We start from the raw sequence: 17897 nt of genomic DNA, 5'->3' as shown, positions 1-17897 counted from the left end.
TTCCTTCCTGTAGGTCCTGTGAGCCTAAGGAGGTGCATTCAACTTGGAAAATACCGCAGTGCAGCGCAAATCCGGTATGTGGATGCGAAATAAAATGAAGCGGAACCTGGTCTTGTATCTGTTTATCGCTCCAGCTGCTATCTATTATTTATTATTTCATTACGCGCCGATGTATGGCACGCTGATTGCTTTTCAGGACTATAATCCTTTTAAAGGAATGACGAGCAGTCCTTGGGTTGGTTTCAAGCATTTTCAAGCCTTTTTTGATTCCATCTACTTTTTCCGTTTGGTTCGAAATACACTGCTGATCGGACTATACACCATTGTGTTCGGATTTACGATTCCCATCGTGTTTGCAATTCTACTGCATGAGGTGAGAAATTCGAAATTTCGCAATGTAATCCAATCCGTCAGCTATTTGCCGCATTTTATTTCGACGGTCGTTGTAGCGGGCTTGATTGTTAACTTTTTGTCGCCTTCGACGGGATTTGTTAACGGAATTATTGAGCTATTGGGCGGCACGCGAATTGATTTTTTACGTGATCCAGGCTGGTTTCGAACGATTTATGTATCTTCAGGGGTATGGCAGACGGTTGGCTGGAGCTCCATCATTTATTTTGCTTCGTTGACCGGGATCAGTCCGAGCCTGTATGAAGCCGCAGAAATAGATGGAGCAAGTCGGTGGGATAAAATCTGGCATATCTCGCTTCCAGGTATCAAGCCGACGATTATTACGATCCTGCTGCTCGATCTGGGGCGCGTGATGGATGTAGGCTTCGAGAAGGTATACCTGCTCTACAACACTGCCACCTATGAAACGGCAGATGTGCTGAGCACCTATGTATATAGAGCCGGTCTGGAGCAGCAGCAGTACAGCTTTGCTTCCTCCGTAGGTTTGTTCAATTCGTTCCTGACATTTGTCTTTATTATTGTGTGCAATCGGTTGGCCCGGCGACTCAGCGGCTATTCTCTATGGTAACCGAATCTCTTGAAAGCGGGTGGATGTAAGATGAGTCGTATATCAAAAAAAACAAATGTGACCGACGTGGCCATTTATGTGCTGCTGGTACTGACCGCAGTGTTGTTCATATATCCGTTCCTGTACATTATTTCTGCCTCCTTCAGCGATCCGGCCCAGGTGATAGCGAACCCGATGCTGGTCGTTCCGGTAGGTTTTACGCTGGGGGCCTACAAGCTGCTGCTGTCCACGGGTACGATCTGGCTCGGCTATTACAACAGCATCATTTATACCGTCTGCGGTACGGCTTTGAACGTAACGGTAACCCTGCTGGCTGCCTATGCCTTATCGCGCCAGGAGCTGACCGGAAGAAAGGTGATCATGTTTTTTATCGTGATTACTTTATTTTTCAACGGCGGCATGATTCCGACTTATTTGATCGTCAAGTCATTGGGACTGCTTGATACGCGTCTCGCGCTGATTGTCACGGGTGCCGTGACGACCTGGAATCTGCTGATTACCAAAACCTTTTTTGAAATGAACATTCCCCAGGAGCTGCGCGATGCTGCCGAGGTAGATGGCGCAACCGAGTTTACTTTTTTCCAAAAGGTTGCTTTGCCTCTATCGAAGCCGATTATTGCCGTTATCGCTTTGTTTTATGGCTCAGGGCACTGGAACGCCTATTTTAACGCACTTATTTATTTGCGTCAGCGTGATTTGTTCCCGCTTCAGGTGTATTTAAGAGAAATTCTTATTCTCGATCAGAACACGGATATGATGGGGGACGTCAGTGATGGTCGTGTGCTGGTGGCGCTTACGCTGAAATTCGCCGTTATGGTGGCTGCTATAGCGCCGTTATTACTTGTATTTCCGTTCGTGCAGCGCTTTTTTGTAAAAGGTGTATTGATTGGAGCTTTGAAAGAATAGGCAGCGTTTCATGCTGAACCATGAGGAGACGGAGGCTTTACAAATGGAGATAGAGATAATCAAAAACTTGTCAGTGGATGTGCACAGATTAACGAAGGGCGAAGGGCATTACTTTTACGGTTATTATGATAATCCGTCGTGGAGCGGGAATGACCGTTATCACCTGTATACAAAAGTGAAATTTTGGGATCGCCTGCAGACAAGCGAGGATATTGCCGAACTGGGCATGATTGACGTGGAGACGGGTCAGGAAATCCCGCTTGCGGAAACGACAGCCTGGAATTTTCAGCAGGGAACGATGCTGCAGTGGCATCCGTTGGCCCCGAATGATGAAATTATTTTCAATCAGCAGACGGATGATGGCATTAAAGGCGTGGTGATGAATGTCCACACCAGGGAGTCAAGACTTCTGGAACGGCCTGTAGTGAATGTCGATCCGACGGGAAAATATGCGCTGAGCGTTAATTTCTTCCGGATGTATGATTTTCGCCCGGGCTATGGCTACGAGGGGACTCCTGATCCGTTCGTAGATATGCCGCATCCTGAGGAGGACGGAATATTCCGGATTGAGCTGGATACAGGGATTAGCAAGCTGGTGCTGTCGTTACAGAAAATATGGGACTTTACCAAGGGCTATTTTGCAGGCGAAGATCAGAAGATTATGATTAATCACATCAATATGAATACAGATGGAACCCGATTTGTTTGTTTGGTAAGGAATTTTCCTTCAAATGGTAAAAGTTGGAAAACGGCAATATTGACAGCCAACCATGATGGCTCCGATCTATTCCTGCTGTCCGATTATGCGTATGCATCCCATTATCATTGGCGTGATCCGCAGCATCTCGTGATTTATTCGAGCGGCTTGGAAGGCTCGACAGCAGGTGTTCAATTGTATGAATTGAAGGATCAAACACACGAGGTTACGCTGCTGGATCCGCAGTACTTTTTGAGGGATGGCCACTGCACCTATTCACCGGACAGGACTATTATGCTGTATGATAGCTACCCCGATGAGGACAGCTATCGTCATCTGTATGTATATGATTTGGTCAACAGGAAGGGTGTAACGCTCGGTTCGTTCTATTCCTACCCCCATATTAACGGAGATTTCCGCTGCGATTTGCACCCAAGGTGGAACAGGGCCGGAACTGCGCTATCGTTTGACTCCACGCATGAAGGGAATCGTCATATTTATACCGTAGATGTCAGCGACGTATTTAAATAATCGATTGGGTAAGGACAGACTGTTTCCAAGGTCAGAATGCTGACTTGGGGACAGTCTTTTTTTTGGAAACTGAAAGGTGTCGTCACCGTATAATGAGCTATCGACAAAAAGTGAGTTCATGCTTGTCATTTTAAAATAATTACAAGATTATTTTGGATATTTATAGTAGAATAAGTCCGAGTTAATTTTTTTACAGAAAAGGATATTAGAGGGGGAACAGGGCATGGCCCGACTGGAATATCGTTTACTACATAATCCTGCAGAAATGATCTGTCATTATGATCCTATTTCTATCGATGAATTGCTTGTACGCAACGACTCCGATTGGTTTATTCGCGGTGGAACGATATATGAACGGCATCGTACGGAAGAGGAAGACGGTGTTCATCTGATCTATGTGATTCCATCGGATACATCGATAGAGCAGTCCGAACCTGAAATCGTGCAGCAAGAAGGAATTGTAGTAGAAATCCGACAATTTGCAGATGAGGCTGCTGATTATCCGCTCCTGCATCTCAAGCCTTGCAGCAGCTTGCTTGAGGTTCTGCTGCTGCTGCAAACGGAAACGATCAAGCTGAATGGACGCAAGTGGAGTAAAACATCGTTCGAGCTTGATGAGGATCGAAAAATGTTCGTTTATTATGCGAGAACCAACGATTGAGGTGACCAATGATGCTGCCCAAAAAAGAAACGATAACACACACAGAAAAGACTGCTCCCATGAATAAAACGGCGCTAATGGTTTCCGTATTCATGGTTACGGCCTTGGTGGGGTGTGGACAAACTCCCCCAAACGCCAACACTGCTGCATTAGCCAACAAGACCGCTCAGGAGGCGGTGGTATCCGGCGAGGAAGAGATACAAGAGATTCCAGAGTTGGCAAGCACAGATGATATTCCATATGGCGGCACTGCAGAGGATTATTGCCAGGACGATGATGGCGATAACCAATGCGATGACTCAGGAGCCAGCGTGGATAGAAACTATGTGTACAATTACAATGGAAATACTTATTATGGCCGGGAATCGTCCGTATCCTCAGGATTAATTACCGGAGCCTTGGCGGGGCTTGCCGTAGGTGCCGCAGCCGCAGCAATCGGAGCCGCTAAGGCCGGGAAAGCTATGCAATCCAATAAGGCAGCTGCACCCACCAACAATAAGCCGGCAGCCAGCAGCAATGCCAAGAGCACAACACCTGTCGCTGACAGCAAGTCAAAGACTACAACTGCACCAGCAACGACCAGCAAGCCAGCGCCTACGACAACTGAGCGCTCTGGTTCGTTCACCTCTTCAGCGTCTACTGCTCCTTCTTCCAGCTCTTCATCCGGAAGCAAGTCAGTATCAGCACCCAAAGCGTCATCCGGTTCATCCAACGGGATATCCAGTGGAGCGTCCGGCGCCAAGGGTGGAATCGGCAGCTCTTCCAGCAGCTCCGGGTCCAAGGGATCGAGCAGCTAAGAGCTAGATTAGAGGTTGGGGCGTAGTCTGTATGAATTACGAAGAGCTCAGAAATTCGATCTATGGTCCGCTGCGTAAAGAGGGTGTATTTACGTGGGACTTTATGTATGAATCCGAATACGCGCTGGCTGACATTCATCTTATCAACTCCGTTGAACATGAACAGCTTCAGGAGGCGACAGATCGCCTTGCGCGTATTTTCCACAAATGTTATCCCGTGCTGCAGGAGGCGGAGGATGACTTTTTGCTGGCTATGGGAATTCCCGCTGAGGCTTTGCAGACGGTTCGTATCAAGCTTCCAGCTGCTTTTGCAACGGTTTACGGAGCTTTGGATCTGGCATGGACAACGGACGGCATCAAGCTGATCGAGTTTAATGCCGATACACCGTCTTTAATCGTAGAGGCTTATTATGTGAATGGCCACGTATGCCGCCACCACGGTGTGAGAAATCCGAATGAAGGCTGTGAGCAGCATTTTCCACAGGCATTTCAACGTATGCTGGAGAGCTACGGCGAGCTGGCGAATAGCACGGAGCCTATCGCATTTTGCTCGCTCGACTGGCATGAGGAGGATGCTGCTACGACGCGCTACTTATTGCAGCAATCGGGACTGAACGGCCGATTCGTTCCGCTCTCCGATCTCCGGGTATACGAGGATAATCTGTATTTTGTAGATGGCGATTATTTAACACCTGTACCTATAATGCTGCGGCATCATGCTTTGGAAAAGCTGGCTATAGAGACCGATGAGGAAGGTTATCCGACTGGAGCGCATACCCTGGATTTGATTGCACGGGGGAAGGTCGGTATTATTAACCCGCCGAGCGCATTTCTATGTCAGACGAAGGCACTTCTGGCGCTCATCTGGAACCTTCACGAAACCGGTGTTTTTTTTAGCGAGGAAGAGCATGAATGGGTTGCCCGCTACATGCTGCCGACGTATTTTGAGAATCGCTTTATCGGTGAGCATGCTTACGTAGAAAAGCCGATCTATGGCAGGGAGGGCGGATCGGTTACGCTCTATGACGCAGACGGAACTATCGCCGAGCACAACGACAATGATGAGTACCGCGACCAGCCGATGGTTTATCAGAAGCAGGTAGAGCTTCCCCAAATTACAGTTCAAACGTTAAACGGCCCTTACACAGGAAGGGCACTATGGCGTTCTTTTGTTATCGGAGGTACTCCTTCCGCTGTATTATTACGATTAGGAAATAAAATTACGGGCAACGAGTCGTTTTATTTGCCGGTCGGTCTCAAGGATTAAGGCTACGATGCTTAAATAGGAAAGGAACATCGACATGGATCTGAATATGATCATTACATGGGAGCAAATATCTAATTTTTTATTATATTTGGTAACAACCTTGGGACTTATTGGCGCAGGCTTGGGTATTTTTCTGATAATTACGCCATACAAGGAAATGAAGCTGATCAAGGAAGGAGCCAGTCCTGATATAACGAAGGCCAATGCGGGACTAGCGTCCGCTCACGATCTCGGCGGGAAAATGATCGGACTGTGCGTCGTACTGGCCTCGGCTATTTATCATTCTGCTAATCTTGTGGAGCTGCTCCTCTGGGGATTGGTCGCAATTGCTGCCCAAATTATCACCTACTACTTGTTCGGATGGATTACTCCCTTTAAAGTCGCCAAGGAAATTCAGATGGGTAACGTATCTGTTGCAATTCTCGGGTCACGCCTCAGTGTGGGCTGTTCACTTATTATCGCTGCTTTGATCAGTTAGATAGCAAGCTTCGAAAGCGTTAATATGTTTCTGGCATCGGATAAGTCACACTTGTGAGTGGCAAGACGATCAATCCAGCGAAATTTGCTTGCGGAGAATGATCCTATAAGATCAACTCCGCAAGACGATGAATCCCCTGTTCAATCGATGCTTCATCTACTTTTGCAAACCCCAATACCCATCCCTTTCGTTTACTTTCCAAACAATACGGTCCAAGAGGGTACACACGTATTCCCTTTTGGAGAGCTGACTGGGTCACGGTTTCTTCGTCGTAGGACTCTTCAGCTTCAAGTAACATATGTAATCCCGTTTCTACTCCACTTAGTTTGAAACGCCCCCCTAAACCGCTAGCCATAATAGCCTTTGTCATGGCTTCATGTCTTCGTCGGTATACATTTCTGACTCTTCTCATATGGCGCATAAAATGCCCATTCTTGATGAAGTGGGTTAGTGTTAGCTGATCCATAATCGGTAGATGACGGTAAGTCAGCTCCTGTACCCTCGCTAGTTGAGCAATTGCCTCAACAGGTCCAACGACAGCCGAAATACGAATGCCCGGAGCAATCATTTTAGAAAAACTCATGAGGTACAAGGTATTATTAGGCTCCTGGCTAATCAGCGTTGAAAGCGGCTCCCCACGATATCGAAATTCACTATCATAATCGTCCTCAATGATCCAAGATTGTTCTTGAACGGCTTTATGTAGCAATTGCTGCCTGCGCGGCTCTGACATAACGACCCCGACCGCGCACTGGTGCGAAGGGGTCACAAAGGTAAGTTTGGATTGTGGGTGAATATGCTCAACCACAAGACCATACTCATCAACGGGAACAGGCACTACATTCATACCTCGATATTTCATTGCCATCCAGGAAGCTGGAAAACCAGGATCTTCTACAGAAATTGTGTCCCCGTCAGATAAAAGCGATTGTGCGATTAGGTCAATGCTGTGCTGAGCTCCTGAGGTCAACAGTATCTGATTTGTTTGGATATGGATACCTCGTTCGAGTGATAAATAACGCTGAATCTCCTCGCGTAAAGGCGTAAAACCATAGGGATTACCGTAAGCCCAGCTTGATAAGTCCATAGCAGCGGATGCGTGGAGAAACGATTGTCGCCAGTGCTTTTGAAATTGATCATCCAAATAGGGTTCATGGGGACTAAAATCAATATCCACCTCTCGATGTTCTTTGCCTCTGAACCAGTCATGTAATTGATCAACCGCCGTGTTCAACAAGGGAAGCGAGGGGGGGATGGGGCCATATGTTATTAGTTCCTTCGTTGAGCCTGTGACTTGATTCCATTCACTAACTCGCGTTCCTCCTCGACGAGATGTAACCGTATAGCCTCGACTTAGCAATTCCTCATAGACGATCTGTATAGTTGAACGAGAGACACCTATCAGGTGAGCAAGTTCACGGGAAGGAATCAGTAATTCTCCCGGTGGCCAAATTCCGCTTTTAATATTATGAATCGCTTGATCCAGCAATTGCATCCAGATCGGTCTTTCATCTTTACGACTTACTTTCATCATTGCGCACACCTCCAAATAGAAGCTCCAACCCTATAATATGAATTATGGATTGTACATAATTGCGATGTTTGGATGTTTATACACAATCCAATTACTGCTATACTACCGTAATAACGCTGGTATTTGCAATCTGGTCGTGCGGCACTCTAGAAGAGTAACGGAGTTAAGACAGTTGGAGTGGATGAAAAATTATGAATGAATGGAGAGGTTTTGAAATGGATTCGGTTCGTTACAAAATCAGGGAATGCCAGGATCAAGAGAAAATAGAAAGTTTCCTTCACCAAGCGAGAATTGGATATCTTGGGTTGGTAGATGGGAACCTGCCCTATGTGGTACCGCTTAATTATGTATGGACTGAAGGAAAGCTCTATTTTCATGGAGCTGGAGATGGAAGACGTAATCAGGTCATGGGTGAAAATCCAGAGGTGTGTTTTACGGTATGTGAGGAATACGGAACCATTACGGATCCGGTACCTGCCAAAACGGATACGGCTTATATGAGCGTAATGATATTTGGACAAGCGGAGCCAATCATAGATTTGGACGAAGCCACTCATGTACTTCAGGAAATGATCAATAAATATGTTCCCGGCTATTATAACCGCCCCTTGTCGAAGCAGCATGTAGACAAGTATAGGTCGGCTGTGTTCGGCGGACCGGTTCAAGTCTGTCGCGTTATTCCGCACCATATGACAGCAAAAGAAAGTCCAATTGAAGCAGTCAAAATGTATAAAAACGTCATGAAGACCTCAAGCGAAATTTAATGTCAAACAGATATTTGTGCCGCTGTAATGGGGTACATGGATCCATAGATTAACTGGAGCAGCCGTTGAGGTCTGCTCTTTTTTGGCGTGTACTATAAAGATTATAAAAGTGGGCATTAAAGATTATAAGTAATCAAATAACGAATAGCCATGTGGTTTACGGGGGTTCGTCACAATTGTCGCTGTCGGGATTGTATCTATTTATCTGCTTATTCGAAATAATGAAGTCAGCTTCACCGGCAGGGTTTGCAATCATCCAACCCAATATCAAGAATGAGGTGCTGAATGAAAAAAAAGTATGCAATTTGCGGCGTTAGCAATCGAAGCCTGAAAATGTTCATTGGACCTATGCTTTCGACATTTTCCAATCAACCAGAGATCGTCGGTCTGCTCGATATTGACTCCAGAAGGTTTGAGGTATGTAAGAGCAAATACCCGGAGCTTGCCGGTGTGCCGGAATACGGGGCTGATGCTTTTTTGATAAAATGATCGCACAAACGAATCCGGATGTCATTATTGTGACCGGGCGTGACGATACGCATGTCACTTATATTTTGAAGGCGCTGCAGCACGATCTGGATGTGCTTTCCGAGAAGCCGATGGCGACCACTGGGGCTGATTGCCGACGTATTATGGAGCCAGCTATTTCAAACGGTGGAATCGGGTCAGGGCACATTCGGGAGGATTATCGATTCACAAAAGCTCGCATCACTTCGATTTGGTCAATTGGTGGACGGGACAGCAGCCGGTAGAGGTATTTGCGTTCGGTGCTCTTAATTACTACGGTCCAGATGGCGAGCTGAATCCGAAAAAAGAAGACGGACGCCATTGCGCCACCTGTGAGGTGAAGCCCGATTGCAATTATTATATGCGCTGGTCGTCACGTAGCAAGGAGGTTCATGTAGTAGACGATCATATCGGCGCTGTCGGCACCGTAGATGCTCAAGCTCCTTACAGCGAATACCGCTCTGATGCCTGTATCTACGATTCACAAATTGATATCGAGGATACTTATTCGGTTAACGTCAAATATAGTGGCGGAGCGCTGCTCACCTATTCAGTCAACTTTTCACTGCCTTATGAAGGCTATCGGCTGGCGATTAACGGAACCAAGGGACGTATTGAATCAATGGAATACCACTCCTCGGGCAGAGTACCGTTCCCTGTCCCTGTGCAAACGATCGATTATTTTCCGCTCTTTGGCTCCAAGGAAACGATTCATGTCGTTCACAGGCAGGGTGGGCATGGTGGCGGGGACCCGACACTTCTGGAGGATATCTTTCTCGGTCCCGATCCGAAGCGCCCCTATGATATTTTGTCAGGCTCGTTAGATGGCGCCTATTCGGTTGGAACGGGAGAAGCGGTATGGAAGTCCGCTCAGGAGAATCGTCCGATTCGGATCGAGGATGTGCTTACCTCAAATTAAATAATACCTATCAGAAAGGAGGCGTTGGATTTGAAAACACAGGCGGCGAACGGTACAGCAAGCAGCTTGAGCCATAAGGCAAGCTTGTTCTGGAGCCGGCTTATCAAGGGTCGTTATTTATACATGATGGTCACACCGGGCCTGCTGTATTTTGCCATATTTAAATATTTGCCGATGTGGGGGGTCATGATTTCCTTTAAGGATTATTTGCCTTATCGGGGGTGTTGGAACAGTCCTTGGGTAGGCTTTAAGCACTTTGATCGTTTCTTCCATGATCCGGTATTTTGGCTGCTGTTAAAAAATACGTTTGTGCTGGCGATTTATAATATTGTATTCTTCTTTCCGATCCCGATAATTATCGCATTGATGCTGAACGAGCTGCGCGTGGAATGCAAGAATGGGCCGGAGGAAGAGGCAGCCGGTATGAATCCGGTCGAACAGACGCTGTTGATGCGGTATCACTTGAAGGGACTTATCAAGAAATACGAATGTTAATGACAGGTACCGCTGACGCAATAGGTTGGCTGGAACCTTTTTACTTGCAGCATTTTTATTGTTAATTTACGAAACTCGTACTACAATGAGATGAGCAATATAAAAGGTTGGTGAATTGGAATTGAGTAAAGCGATTATTAACGTGCTTGAGAAATACGCTCCAAAGCTGATTGACCTGAAAAAACAGCTAAAGTCGGTATCCTCTGACGAAAAAATGATCATGGGTCAGCTTGATGAAGAGATTAACGGATACAGCTCATCCCTTATTAATAAGAAGATATATGAACTCAAGCGGATCTCAGGAAAAATAGTTGAGACTCGAAATGATATTTCCCAAAAAATCCTGATGAATCTCGAAAATCATAGCACCCCCAATGAAGAGCTTTTTGAGCAGCAGGAATATTTGGAAATGCAGATTTTGATTTTGGAGAAAGCGATTCAGAGAAAGCAGGAGCAGAACCGCCAATTTAGCCATAGCGTAGAGCGGAACTTTATTGACCATCCATTTATTTCTTCAACCACTCCCAATGAGTCCACGCTGAAGCTGAGACGTAACCAAAAGGGAATTCTCGAATTGAATAAATCCGGGTTCAGAAACCTTTTTTATCAAAATAGCAATGGAACTCTGCTGCTGCCTTATGACGCGCGTAATTTGTTCGGTGTATTTAAGATGTGGGAGCAAAAGGGGAAGACCAAGGAATTTGAATTCGCTTTTAAAGAGCTGCTGCATAATGTGAATGCGGATATTAACGGCGGCGAATACGATACCCTGCATACGAGCCTGGACAACCTCGGCAAAACGTCGATTGTAATGGAAGAGTTTTATGATGCGGAAGCCAAGAAACGCAGGAGAACGAAAATTCATAATCCTTTTCAGGATGTCGATATCGATCGAGACACGAATACGGTTTTTATGAGGCTAAGCGATGATTTGTATAAAAATCTTCTGGCTGGCAACGTGGTGTCGATCAGTATCTCGCTGTTTAATGACCTTGCCACACCGACCTCAAAGAACCTGTATTTGATTGTCGTTAACAAAACAAAGGATCGCGAATTTGTTCTTGAGGTCGAAGCCCTAATTAATCATTTGGGTCTGAACACGAATGATAATTACAAGGCGTATGTGATGCTGAAAAACTCGTTTGATGAGCTGCAAAATTTTGATGTTATCCGTAATTATGAAATCGTCAAGAAAGGCCGGGTGCCGGTTAAGGTTATATTTGAGCCGAGCGAATGGCTGCAAAAAGCGACGGATACGATCGAGGAACGATTGCTTATTTAATCCGAAAAGCCTCTTCATCCGAAGAGGTTTTTTGTTAGGTCCAAGTGAAACACCTCTCTACTACGAAATTAAACACCTCTGCACTACGAAAAAATGAAAAAAAGTAGTTTTTTCTCGAGCTTTTTTCCACCTCTCTACTACGAAGTAAACACCTCTGTACTACGAAAGACCTCTCTACTACAAAATAAACACCTCTCTACTACGAAATAAAACCACTCTGCACTACGAACCACCTCTCTACTACGAAAACGAACCACTCTGTACTACGAAGTAAACACCTCTCTACTACGAACCACCTCTTTACTACGAAAAATAACACCTCTCCACTACGAAGTAAACCACCTCTGTACTATGATTGACCAATCTTAATCTGAAATGGTATTGTCGAAAATACCGGAATCCTGTTTAACGATCCTGAGTGATCAGGATCAACAAAAAAACCTCCGCTGTGAGCGGAGGCTTCGCTGGGAAGTAAAGTCGCCAAACCTTACTTTCCGAGCTCCAGATTACACTGGATACTCATATTGTCGATAAATCCATACCGGTTGCAGCTGTTACCAGCAGTCAGCAACCTCACCCAACCTTAATCCGCAAAAAAAGGCGCGATTGAAGGTCTGCTTAAATTTTGTCTTTTAAGGGATTGTCCGTATATTGTAATGAATTGCACTTGTCCTGTAAAGTTTTTTTTCAAATTTTTTCAAATTAACCTGTAAAGCTGTGGAAGGGGGTATGATCGAGTCATGGGAGAGGCCAAACGAAAGTCAGACGTAAACCGCAGCGCGAGCTATTTGCAGCTGGGCAATAAGAATCTGGGCAGCACTTACCCCGTCTCGGTAGATCATACCTTCCTCACCGATCTATTCAATCTGGAGAAGTCCTATGCTAGCGATTCGGTGGTCATGTTCCGCAAGAACAGCCATCCGCTTCGCAAATTTCACGTTACCGGGACGACTATCCGTTTTATGATGACGATCTCGCGCCGCTTTAACACGGAGGGGACGCTGGCAGGCTGTCCGCTGCACCGTCTGTATCAATTGATGGCCGAAGAGTACGAGGAGAGCTGCACGAAGGAGCAATTTTACGCGGAGGCTCACAAGCTTATTGCCCTTGGCATCTTGTCCGTTTCTCGCAGTGGGATTATTAATGAGTGGAAGCTGGAGTCCTTTAAACGGGATACTGGCCGTTTTGTCTTGTTTCACCCCCTGGTGTTCACCTCTTCGTTTACAAATTTGCCGATTGCCGCTCAAAAGCTGTATTTGTATATGGTGAACAAAAATGGAGAAAAGCTGAAGCATAAAGATAAAGAGCTGCTTGGACGCCATTCGTGGTTGTACACACTGACTCATAAATCACGCCCCGCGCAAATTCGGGAATTATTGCAGTCTCTTTCTGAGGTGGAGATCAATGGGCAGCGGTTATTTCTGGAATGCTCAGTGGAAAAGGATGCGCTGGGCCGTTGGGCTGTTCATTGGGTGCTTAACCCGACCTTCGTTGTTCAGCATGTGCCTGGTGCGCATTACCGTATGGTTCCAAAAGCAAAAATCCCCTACTCCCAAACAGTCTCTCGTCTGCGTCAGCTGCTCAGCTTTTATCGGGTTTCTGAGGTAGAGCAGCTTGGCAATGGCAGTGTATTCCTCGGTTTGGCTCAGCTCTTACATAATGCCAGCATGACCATACTGCGTTTTGCAGCGGCTCGGATTCGGGACATCGTGATGCGCTATGGTTATCATGGTATGGACTTGGTCAGCCTGCTTACTGTCGAGCTTGAGGATCGTTCTTTTGCTGCCTATATGGAAATTATGAAGGAAACCGGAGCTTATCGGTATATAGAGGCGTCTCAAGATGAAGGGGTATATGCCGAAGCAAGGCCGCTCCAGTTCTTCCGCGCGATCAAGGACAAGTTCTCGCTTCGCGAATTTGCCAAGGTTTGCAGCAGAGCAGTCTCTGAGCTTGGAGAGAGGTATGGCAAACCGTTGAATCAACCTGTCTCTTCCACGAACGAGCATGGGTTCAGAGGCAGCACTCTTCAGCATGAGGCTTTTTATCTGGAGGATTTCCTGCTTGAGCTTGAATCATCTACAATAAATGGAAAAGTTATCGCGTAGCTCCCTGTAATTTCAGGGGGCTGTTAGTCTTACCAGAAATCAATTGACGATTATTCCCAAAAGTAGAATTCACACAGAACTATCGTGGATTCCCACCTATTTCGACAGCTAGGGGCAACAGGATTCGCTGTATCAGCGGCTGGTTGCCCTCTATTATTAACTTCAAGTTATGAATTCAGACTATTGGTAAGCGTCATGGTTAGTTATTTCGAAATATTACAGTACGTGTAGTTAATTAATTAGACAGCTTTTGTGGACCGTTGGGAGATAGGGGATAAGTATGCAGCCTTCTTAGGGGAATTAGTTATTAACAAGGGGATATATTGCAAATCTCTGAATCTATAACTCAATTATCATCGAGTCTGAATTTATGCACATAAGTGGATAGCTTGTCTGAAAAGTTATTCACAGGCTGAATAATCATCTTTGTCTGATCTGGCTTTGCTTCTGTTGATACTTTTCCTAATAGGTACTTGATTTAATAGGTACTAATTTTTAAAAGATAAATAATTTAGAGAATTGGTTTAATAAATTTACATGTTGCTAATCCCTGTATTTTCCTCAAAAAACATGATAGATTTCATAAATTGAAGTTTTATTGCGGATTTACCGGAGGGCCGACTCAATTATGCCGAATTCATGGCTGCGAATCTCGGTAAGCTTAATCTGTCTGCTTTTAAAACATTCGCTGCTGCGCACCCTGCAGTCATTCCAGCTGACGCCGTTATCGTACGTCCTGACGGAACCGAACAACGCGATCCTGACTCACCGCTGCCTGGAATAAGTGTGCAGAATGGACTCATTACCATTAGCTTTAGTAGTGCTCCTTCGAGCACACCTACTATTAAAGACTTCGTTGTTACACAATCGGTGTACGGAGGCAGTAATCCTCAGGTTATCGTTCCTTCGGGTCTCCAGCTGAATTCAGACGGTACTGTGGTATCGCTGAGCGTACCCACAATAGCTGCGACGAACATTGCCCAGACAATTGTCTATACTGTGGCTTACAAGCTCTCCAGGACGGTATCAGCAGGTTTCACGCTTGCCGCCCATCCAACGACGGGAGAGCCTGTGGAGCAGGCTCAACTGAGGAGCATTCCCTGGTTCAAGCATCCGGTAATACCGTTACCTTCAAGGTGACCGAAGTGCAGTCGGCAGCGGCAGATCAAAACGTGGTGTACAGCTTGTCCTATTTGAATGGAACAGCTGTCAATACGCTGGGCTTTATCGTTGGCAAGATTCCAGCAACGATAACATCTGTTAGCGCGGTGAACGGTAGCATAACTGTTAAATTTGCGGCAGGCTCAACGGTTAGCGAAGCTACCTACCAGAAACTTTTGTTCAAACAGTCGATTGACGGAATGACACTTACTGATGTAACCGCAACCTCTCCTGTTTTGGATTCTGTGAATAATGCCGTTCCTTTACCGTGCCAACTGTTCAAAAGCTGTATACTGAGCAAAGCGTCAATGTGTCTAATCAGTCGTTCCAAGGTTTTGTTAACAAACATGTTTCACCATATATTTTTCATAGACAGCCCATTCAGGTCTTTAACAAAACTGTCTAATGAAAGAAAAGAAGCCTGAGGTTCACACATCGACTGTGAACCTTAGGCTTCTTCTATGAAATGAGTGGCTTTGATCATGTATTTGTACAACTAACAAACAAATTGCCTTACAGACTCTCCGTCTCACACCGTAATAACGCTAATCCCGAGCTCCTGCAGCCGCTTTAGCGTTTCCTTGTCTATGCGGCGGTCCGTAATAATGACATCGACCTCAGACAAATCGGCAACATGAGTGAACGCCTGCACACCGAATTTACTGGAATCGGCCAATAGAATCACCTCGTCCGCCATGCCGATCATCTTTTGCTTAATACGGGCCTGCAGCTCGTTGGATTCGCTGATGCCGCGGTCCAGATGAACGCCCTTGCACGACAGGAAAACTTTATTGACATGGTAGGCGTCCAGGGAACGCTCGGCCAGTGGCCCTACGAAGGACAAGGAACGCTGCGCTAATATGCCGCCTGTTGAGATGACTTCGATCTTTTCTTTACTGCTTAGCTCCGTTGCGACCTTGATTGCATTGGTCAATACGGTGAGAGACAGATCAGGCAGATCGGCAGCCATATACCAAGCCGTGGAACTGGCATCCAGCAAGATACGATCCTTCAGGTCGATTCGCTTGATCGCTTCCTGAGCTATACGTTTCTTCTCATCGGCATAGGTGATTTCCCGTTCAGCATATGGAATTTCCGGCTGCTGATTGTCCTTGACACTGACCGCTCCGCCATGCGAGCGGCGCAGTCGTCCAGCTTGCTCCAAGCGGTCCAGATCACGTCGAATCGTCTCCTCCGTTACCTGACATAGCTCGCTCAGCTCAGAAACTCGGATACCGCCTCTTTCGTTGACCAAACCTACAATCTTTTCATAACGCTCCGCAACCAGCATACTTAACCTCTTTTCACAAACAATGTTATTCAGTCATTCCTGTCAGCTTCAGAAATTGATCGTAGGCGTCGGCCCACTGATCTTGTGCTTCAGGTTCATAAGTGATAATACTAAAGGAATCCCGGATCACCTGGCGTGCTTCCCATATGTCCTGGAATACCCCTTGAGCAATCCATTGAACGGCCATATTGCCGATAGCGCTGCCTTCAGATGGCCCCGCCCATACCGGCTTGCCAATCGCATTAGCTGACCATTGGCAGAGCAGCGTATTATGAATACCGCCGCCAACCATATGCAAGCCGTTAAACCGTTGCCCGGACAAGCGTTCCGTCATTTCAAACACGTAGCGGTATTTAAGGGCAAGGCTTTCGAGAATGCAGCGAACGATTTCACCGACCGTTTCAGGGGCTTGCTGTCCAGTTTGACGGCAATATTGGGCTATTCTTGAAGGCATATCTCCAGGAGCCAGGAACAAGGCATCATCAGGATCTATGAACGCCTTGAATGGCTGAGCAGCTCCGGCCAATTGTACTAATTCGGGAAAAGCATACGATTTTCCTGCTTTCTCCCACATGCGGCGGCTTTCCTGCAAAATCCATAGGCCCATAATATTTTTGAGCAGGCGATAGGTTCCCTCGACACCACCTTCATTAGTAAAATTAAGCTTCTGCGCCATTTCATTAATGACCGGCTTGTGTACCTCGGTTCCCATCAGCGACCAGGTGCCACAGCTCAAGTAAGCAAAGGATCGATCCGTAGCCGGAACCGCTGCGACGGCTGATCCTGTATCGTGTTCGGCAACTGCATAAACGGGAATCGAAGGTATGCCCAGCTCTTCACAGACGGATGCTTGCAGCATACCGGCTTGACTTCCTGGCTGCAGCACATTGCCAAACCACGCTGCAGGGAATTCCAGTAGTCGGAGAAGCTCAGCATCCCAATCACCTTTAACGGGATTGAACAGTTGAGTCGTTGTAGCATTCGAAAACTCATTGTGCATTTCGCCCGTCAAGAAATACCTCAGCAAATCCGGAATCATTAAAAAGCGGTTATCTGCCTGCAGCCAAGGGGAGTTAGCCTGTTTGAGCGCAAACAACTGAAATATTGTATTAAACTGCAAAAACTGAATGCCTGTTCTCCCAAAAATAACCGACGCAGGTATCTGTGCAAACAAGGTTTCCATCATATTTTCCGTATGTCGATCCCGGTAATGATAAGGGTTCCCAACCAGCTCGCCATTTTTGCCGATAAAGCCAAAATCAACGGCCCAGGAATCAATGCCGATGCTGTTTACTTCAATTCCCTGATTTTTGGCGATTAGCAGTCCTTGCTTGATTTCATGATACAACCGTAAAATATCCCAATGCAAGCGGTCGCCCACCTGCACCGGATCATTGGAAAACCGATGAAGCTCCGTGATTTCGATCCTGCCATCCGTCAGGCGGCCGAGCAGCGCTCTGCCGCTGCTCGCCCCCAGATCAAAAGCGACAATGTTCCCCAAAGGATATCACCCTTATTCGTTA

Annotated in this window: 16 protein-coding genes and 1 pseudogene; 14 read left to right on the top strand and 3 right to left on the bottom strand. The window is 46.3% G+C overall.

Annotated elements, in window-relative coordinates; all coding sequences use genetic code 11:
• Window positions 1-43 precede the first annotated feature (43 nt).
• The 7 genes from LRL21_RS07775 to LRL21_RS07745 all read left to right on the top strand — a co-directional run bounded on the left by LRL21_RS07775 (window position 44) and on the right by LRL21_RS07745 (window position 6316).
• The gene (locus LRL21_RS07775) at window positions 44-979 is read left to right on the top strand and encodes an ABC transporter permease (protein WP_240415206.1); all 936 of its coding nucleotides are present in this window, start codon (window positions 44-46) and stop codon (window positions 977-979) included.
• Window positions 980-1009: 30 nt separating this feature from the next.
• Entirely contained in the window at window positions 1010-1885 is an 876-nt protein-coding gene (locus tag LRL21_RS07770) for a carbohydrate ABC transporter permease (protein WP_240415205.1), read from the top strand.
• A gap of 43 nt (window positions 1886-1928) precedes the next feature.
• A complete protein-coding gene (locus tag LRL21_RS07765; RefSeq protein ID WP_240415204.1) occupies window positions 1929-3113 on the top strand; it encodes a TolB-like translocation protein in 1185 nt (394 codons plus the stop codon).
• Window positions 3114-3336: 223 nt separating this feature from the next.
• Entirely contained in the window at window positions 3337-3774 is a 438-nt protein-coding gene (locus LRL21_RS07760) for a hypothetical protein (RefSeq protein WP_240415203.1), read from the top strand.
• 8 nt (window positions 3775-3782) lie between these two features.
• Complete coding sequence (locus tag LRL21_RS07755; protein ID WP_240415202.1) at window positions 3783-4571, top strand: hypothetical protein; 789 nt, start codon at window positions 3783-3785, stop codon at window positions 4569-4571.
• 31 nt (window positions 4572-4602) lie between these two features.
• Entirely contained in the window at window positions 4603-5838 is a 1236-nt protein-coding gene (locus LRL21_RS07750) for a glutathionylspermidine synthase family protein (protein ID WP_240415201.1), read from the top strand.
• Between the two features lie 34 nt (window positions 5839-5872).
• Window positions 5873-6316 carry a DUF350 domain-containing protein gene (locus tag LRL21_RS07745; protein ID WP_240415200.1) on the top strand — a complete coding sequence of 148 codons (444 nt, stop codon included), beginning with the start codon at window positions 5873-5875 and terminating at the stop codon, window positions 6314-6316.
• Window positions 6317-6419: 103 nt separating this feature from the next.
• Here the strand turns inward: LRL21_RS07745 and pdxR are convergent, their stop codons facing one another.
• Window positions 6420-7850, bottom strand: coding sequence for a MocR-like pyridoxine biosynthesis transcription factor PdxR (gene pdxR / locus LRL21_RS07740; RefSeq protein WP_240415199.1), 1431 nt, complete (start codon window positions 7848-7850; stop codon window positions 6420-6422).
• Between the two features lie 215 nt (window positions 7851-8065).
• On the opposite strand from pdxR, the gene LRL21_RS07735 reads away from it, so the two are divergent.
• From LRL21_RS07735 to LRL21_RS07705, 7 genes and pseudogenes are all read left to right on the top strand, one after another.
• Complete coding sequence (locus tag LRL21_RS07735; protein ID WP_240415447.1) at window positions 8066-8614, top strand: pyridoxamine 5'-phosphate oxidase family protein; 549 nt, start codon at window positions 8066-8068, stop codon at window positions 8612-8614.
• Window positions 8615-8899: 285 nt separating this feature from the next.
• Window positions 8900-10040: pseudogene (locus tag LRL21_RS07730) on the top strand (Gfo/Idh/MocA family oxidoreductase).
• 30 nt (window positions 10041-10070) lie between these two features.
• Complete coding sequence (locus LRL21_RS07725) at window positions 10071-10535, top strand: hypothetical protein (RefSeq protein WP_240415198.1); 465 nt, start codon at window positions 10071-10073, stop codon at window positions 10533-10535.
• A 121-nt stretch (window positions 10536-10656) separates the two neighbouring features.
• A complete protein-coding gene (locus LRL21_RS07720) occupies window positions 10657-11817 on the top strand; it encodes a replication initiator protein A (RefSeq protein ID WP_076229498.1) in 1161 nt (386 codons plus the stop codon).
• Window positions 11818-12557: 740 nt separating this feature from the next.
• Window positions 12558-13922, top strand: coding sequence for a hypothetical protein (locus LRL21_RS07715; protein ID WP_240415197.1), 1365 nt, complete (start codon window positions 12558-12560; stop codon window positions 13920-13922).
• A gap of 639 nt (window positions 13923-14561) precedes the next feature.
• On the top strand, window positions 14562-15062 hold the full coding sequence (locus LRL21_RS07710; protein ID WP_240415196.1) for a hypothetical protein: 501 nt from the start codon (window positions 14562-14564) through the stop codon (window positions 15060-15062).
• Window positions 15059-15508 carry a hypothetical protein gene (locus LRL21_RS07705; RefSeq protein WP_240415195.1) on the top strand — a complete coding sequence of 150 codons (450 nt, stop codon included), beginning with the start codon at window positions 15059-15061 and terminating at the stop codon, window positions 15506-15508. Before LRL21_RS07710 ends, LRL21_RS07705 begins: the two co-directional genes overlap by 4 nt.
• Window positions 15509-15612: 104 nt before the next feature.
• On the opposite strand, the gene LRL21_RS07700 is transcribed toward LRL21_RS07705, so the two are convergent.
• Complete coding sequence (locus LRL21_RS07700) at window positions 15613-16374, bottom strand: DeoR/GlpR family DNA-binding transcription regulator (RefSeq protein WP_240415194.1); 762 nt, start codon at window positions 16372-16374, stop codon at window positions 15613-15615.
• A 25-nt stretch (window positions 16375-16399) separates the two neighbouring features.
• Entirely contained in the window at window positions 16400-17875 is a 1476-nt protein-coding gene (locus LRL21_RS07695; protein ID WP_240415193.1) for a rhamnulokinase, read from the bottom strand.
• Window positions 17876-17897: the final 22 nt, after the last annotated feature.

The sequence above is a fragment of the Paenibacillus periandrae genome (assembly GCF_022458865.1).
Lineage (GTDB): Bacteria > Bacillota > Bacilli > Paenibacillales > NBRC-103111 > Paenibacillus_S > Paenibacillus_S periandrae.
This window is presented reverse-complemented; position numbering and strand designations above follow the sequence as displayed.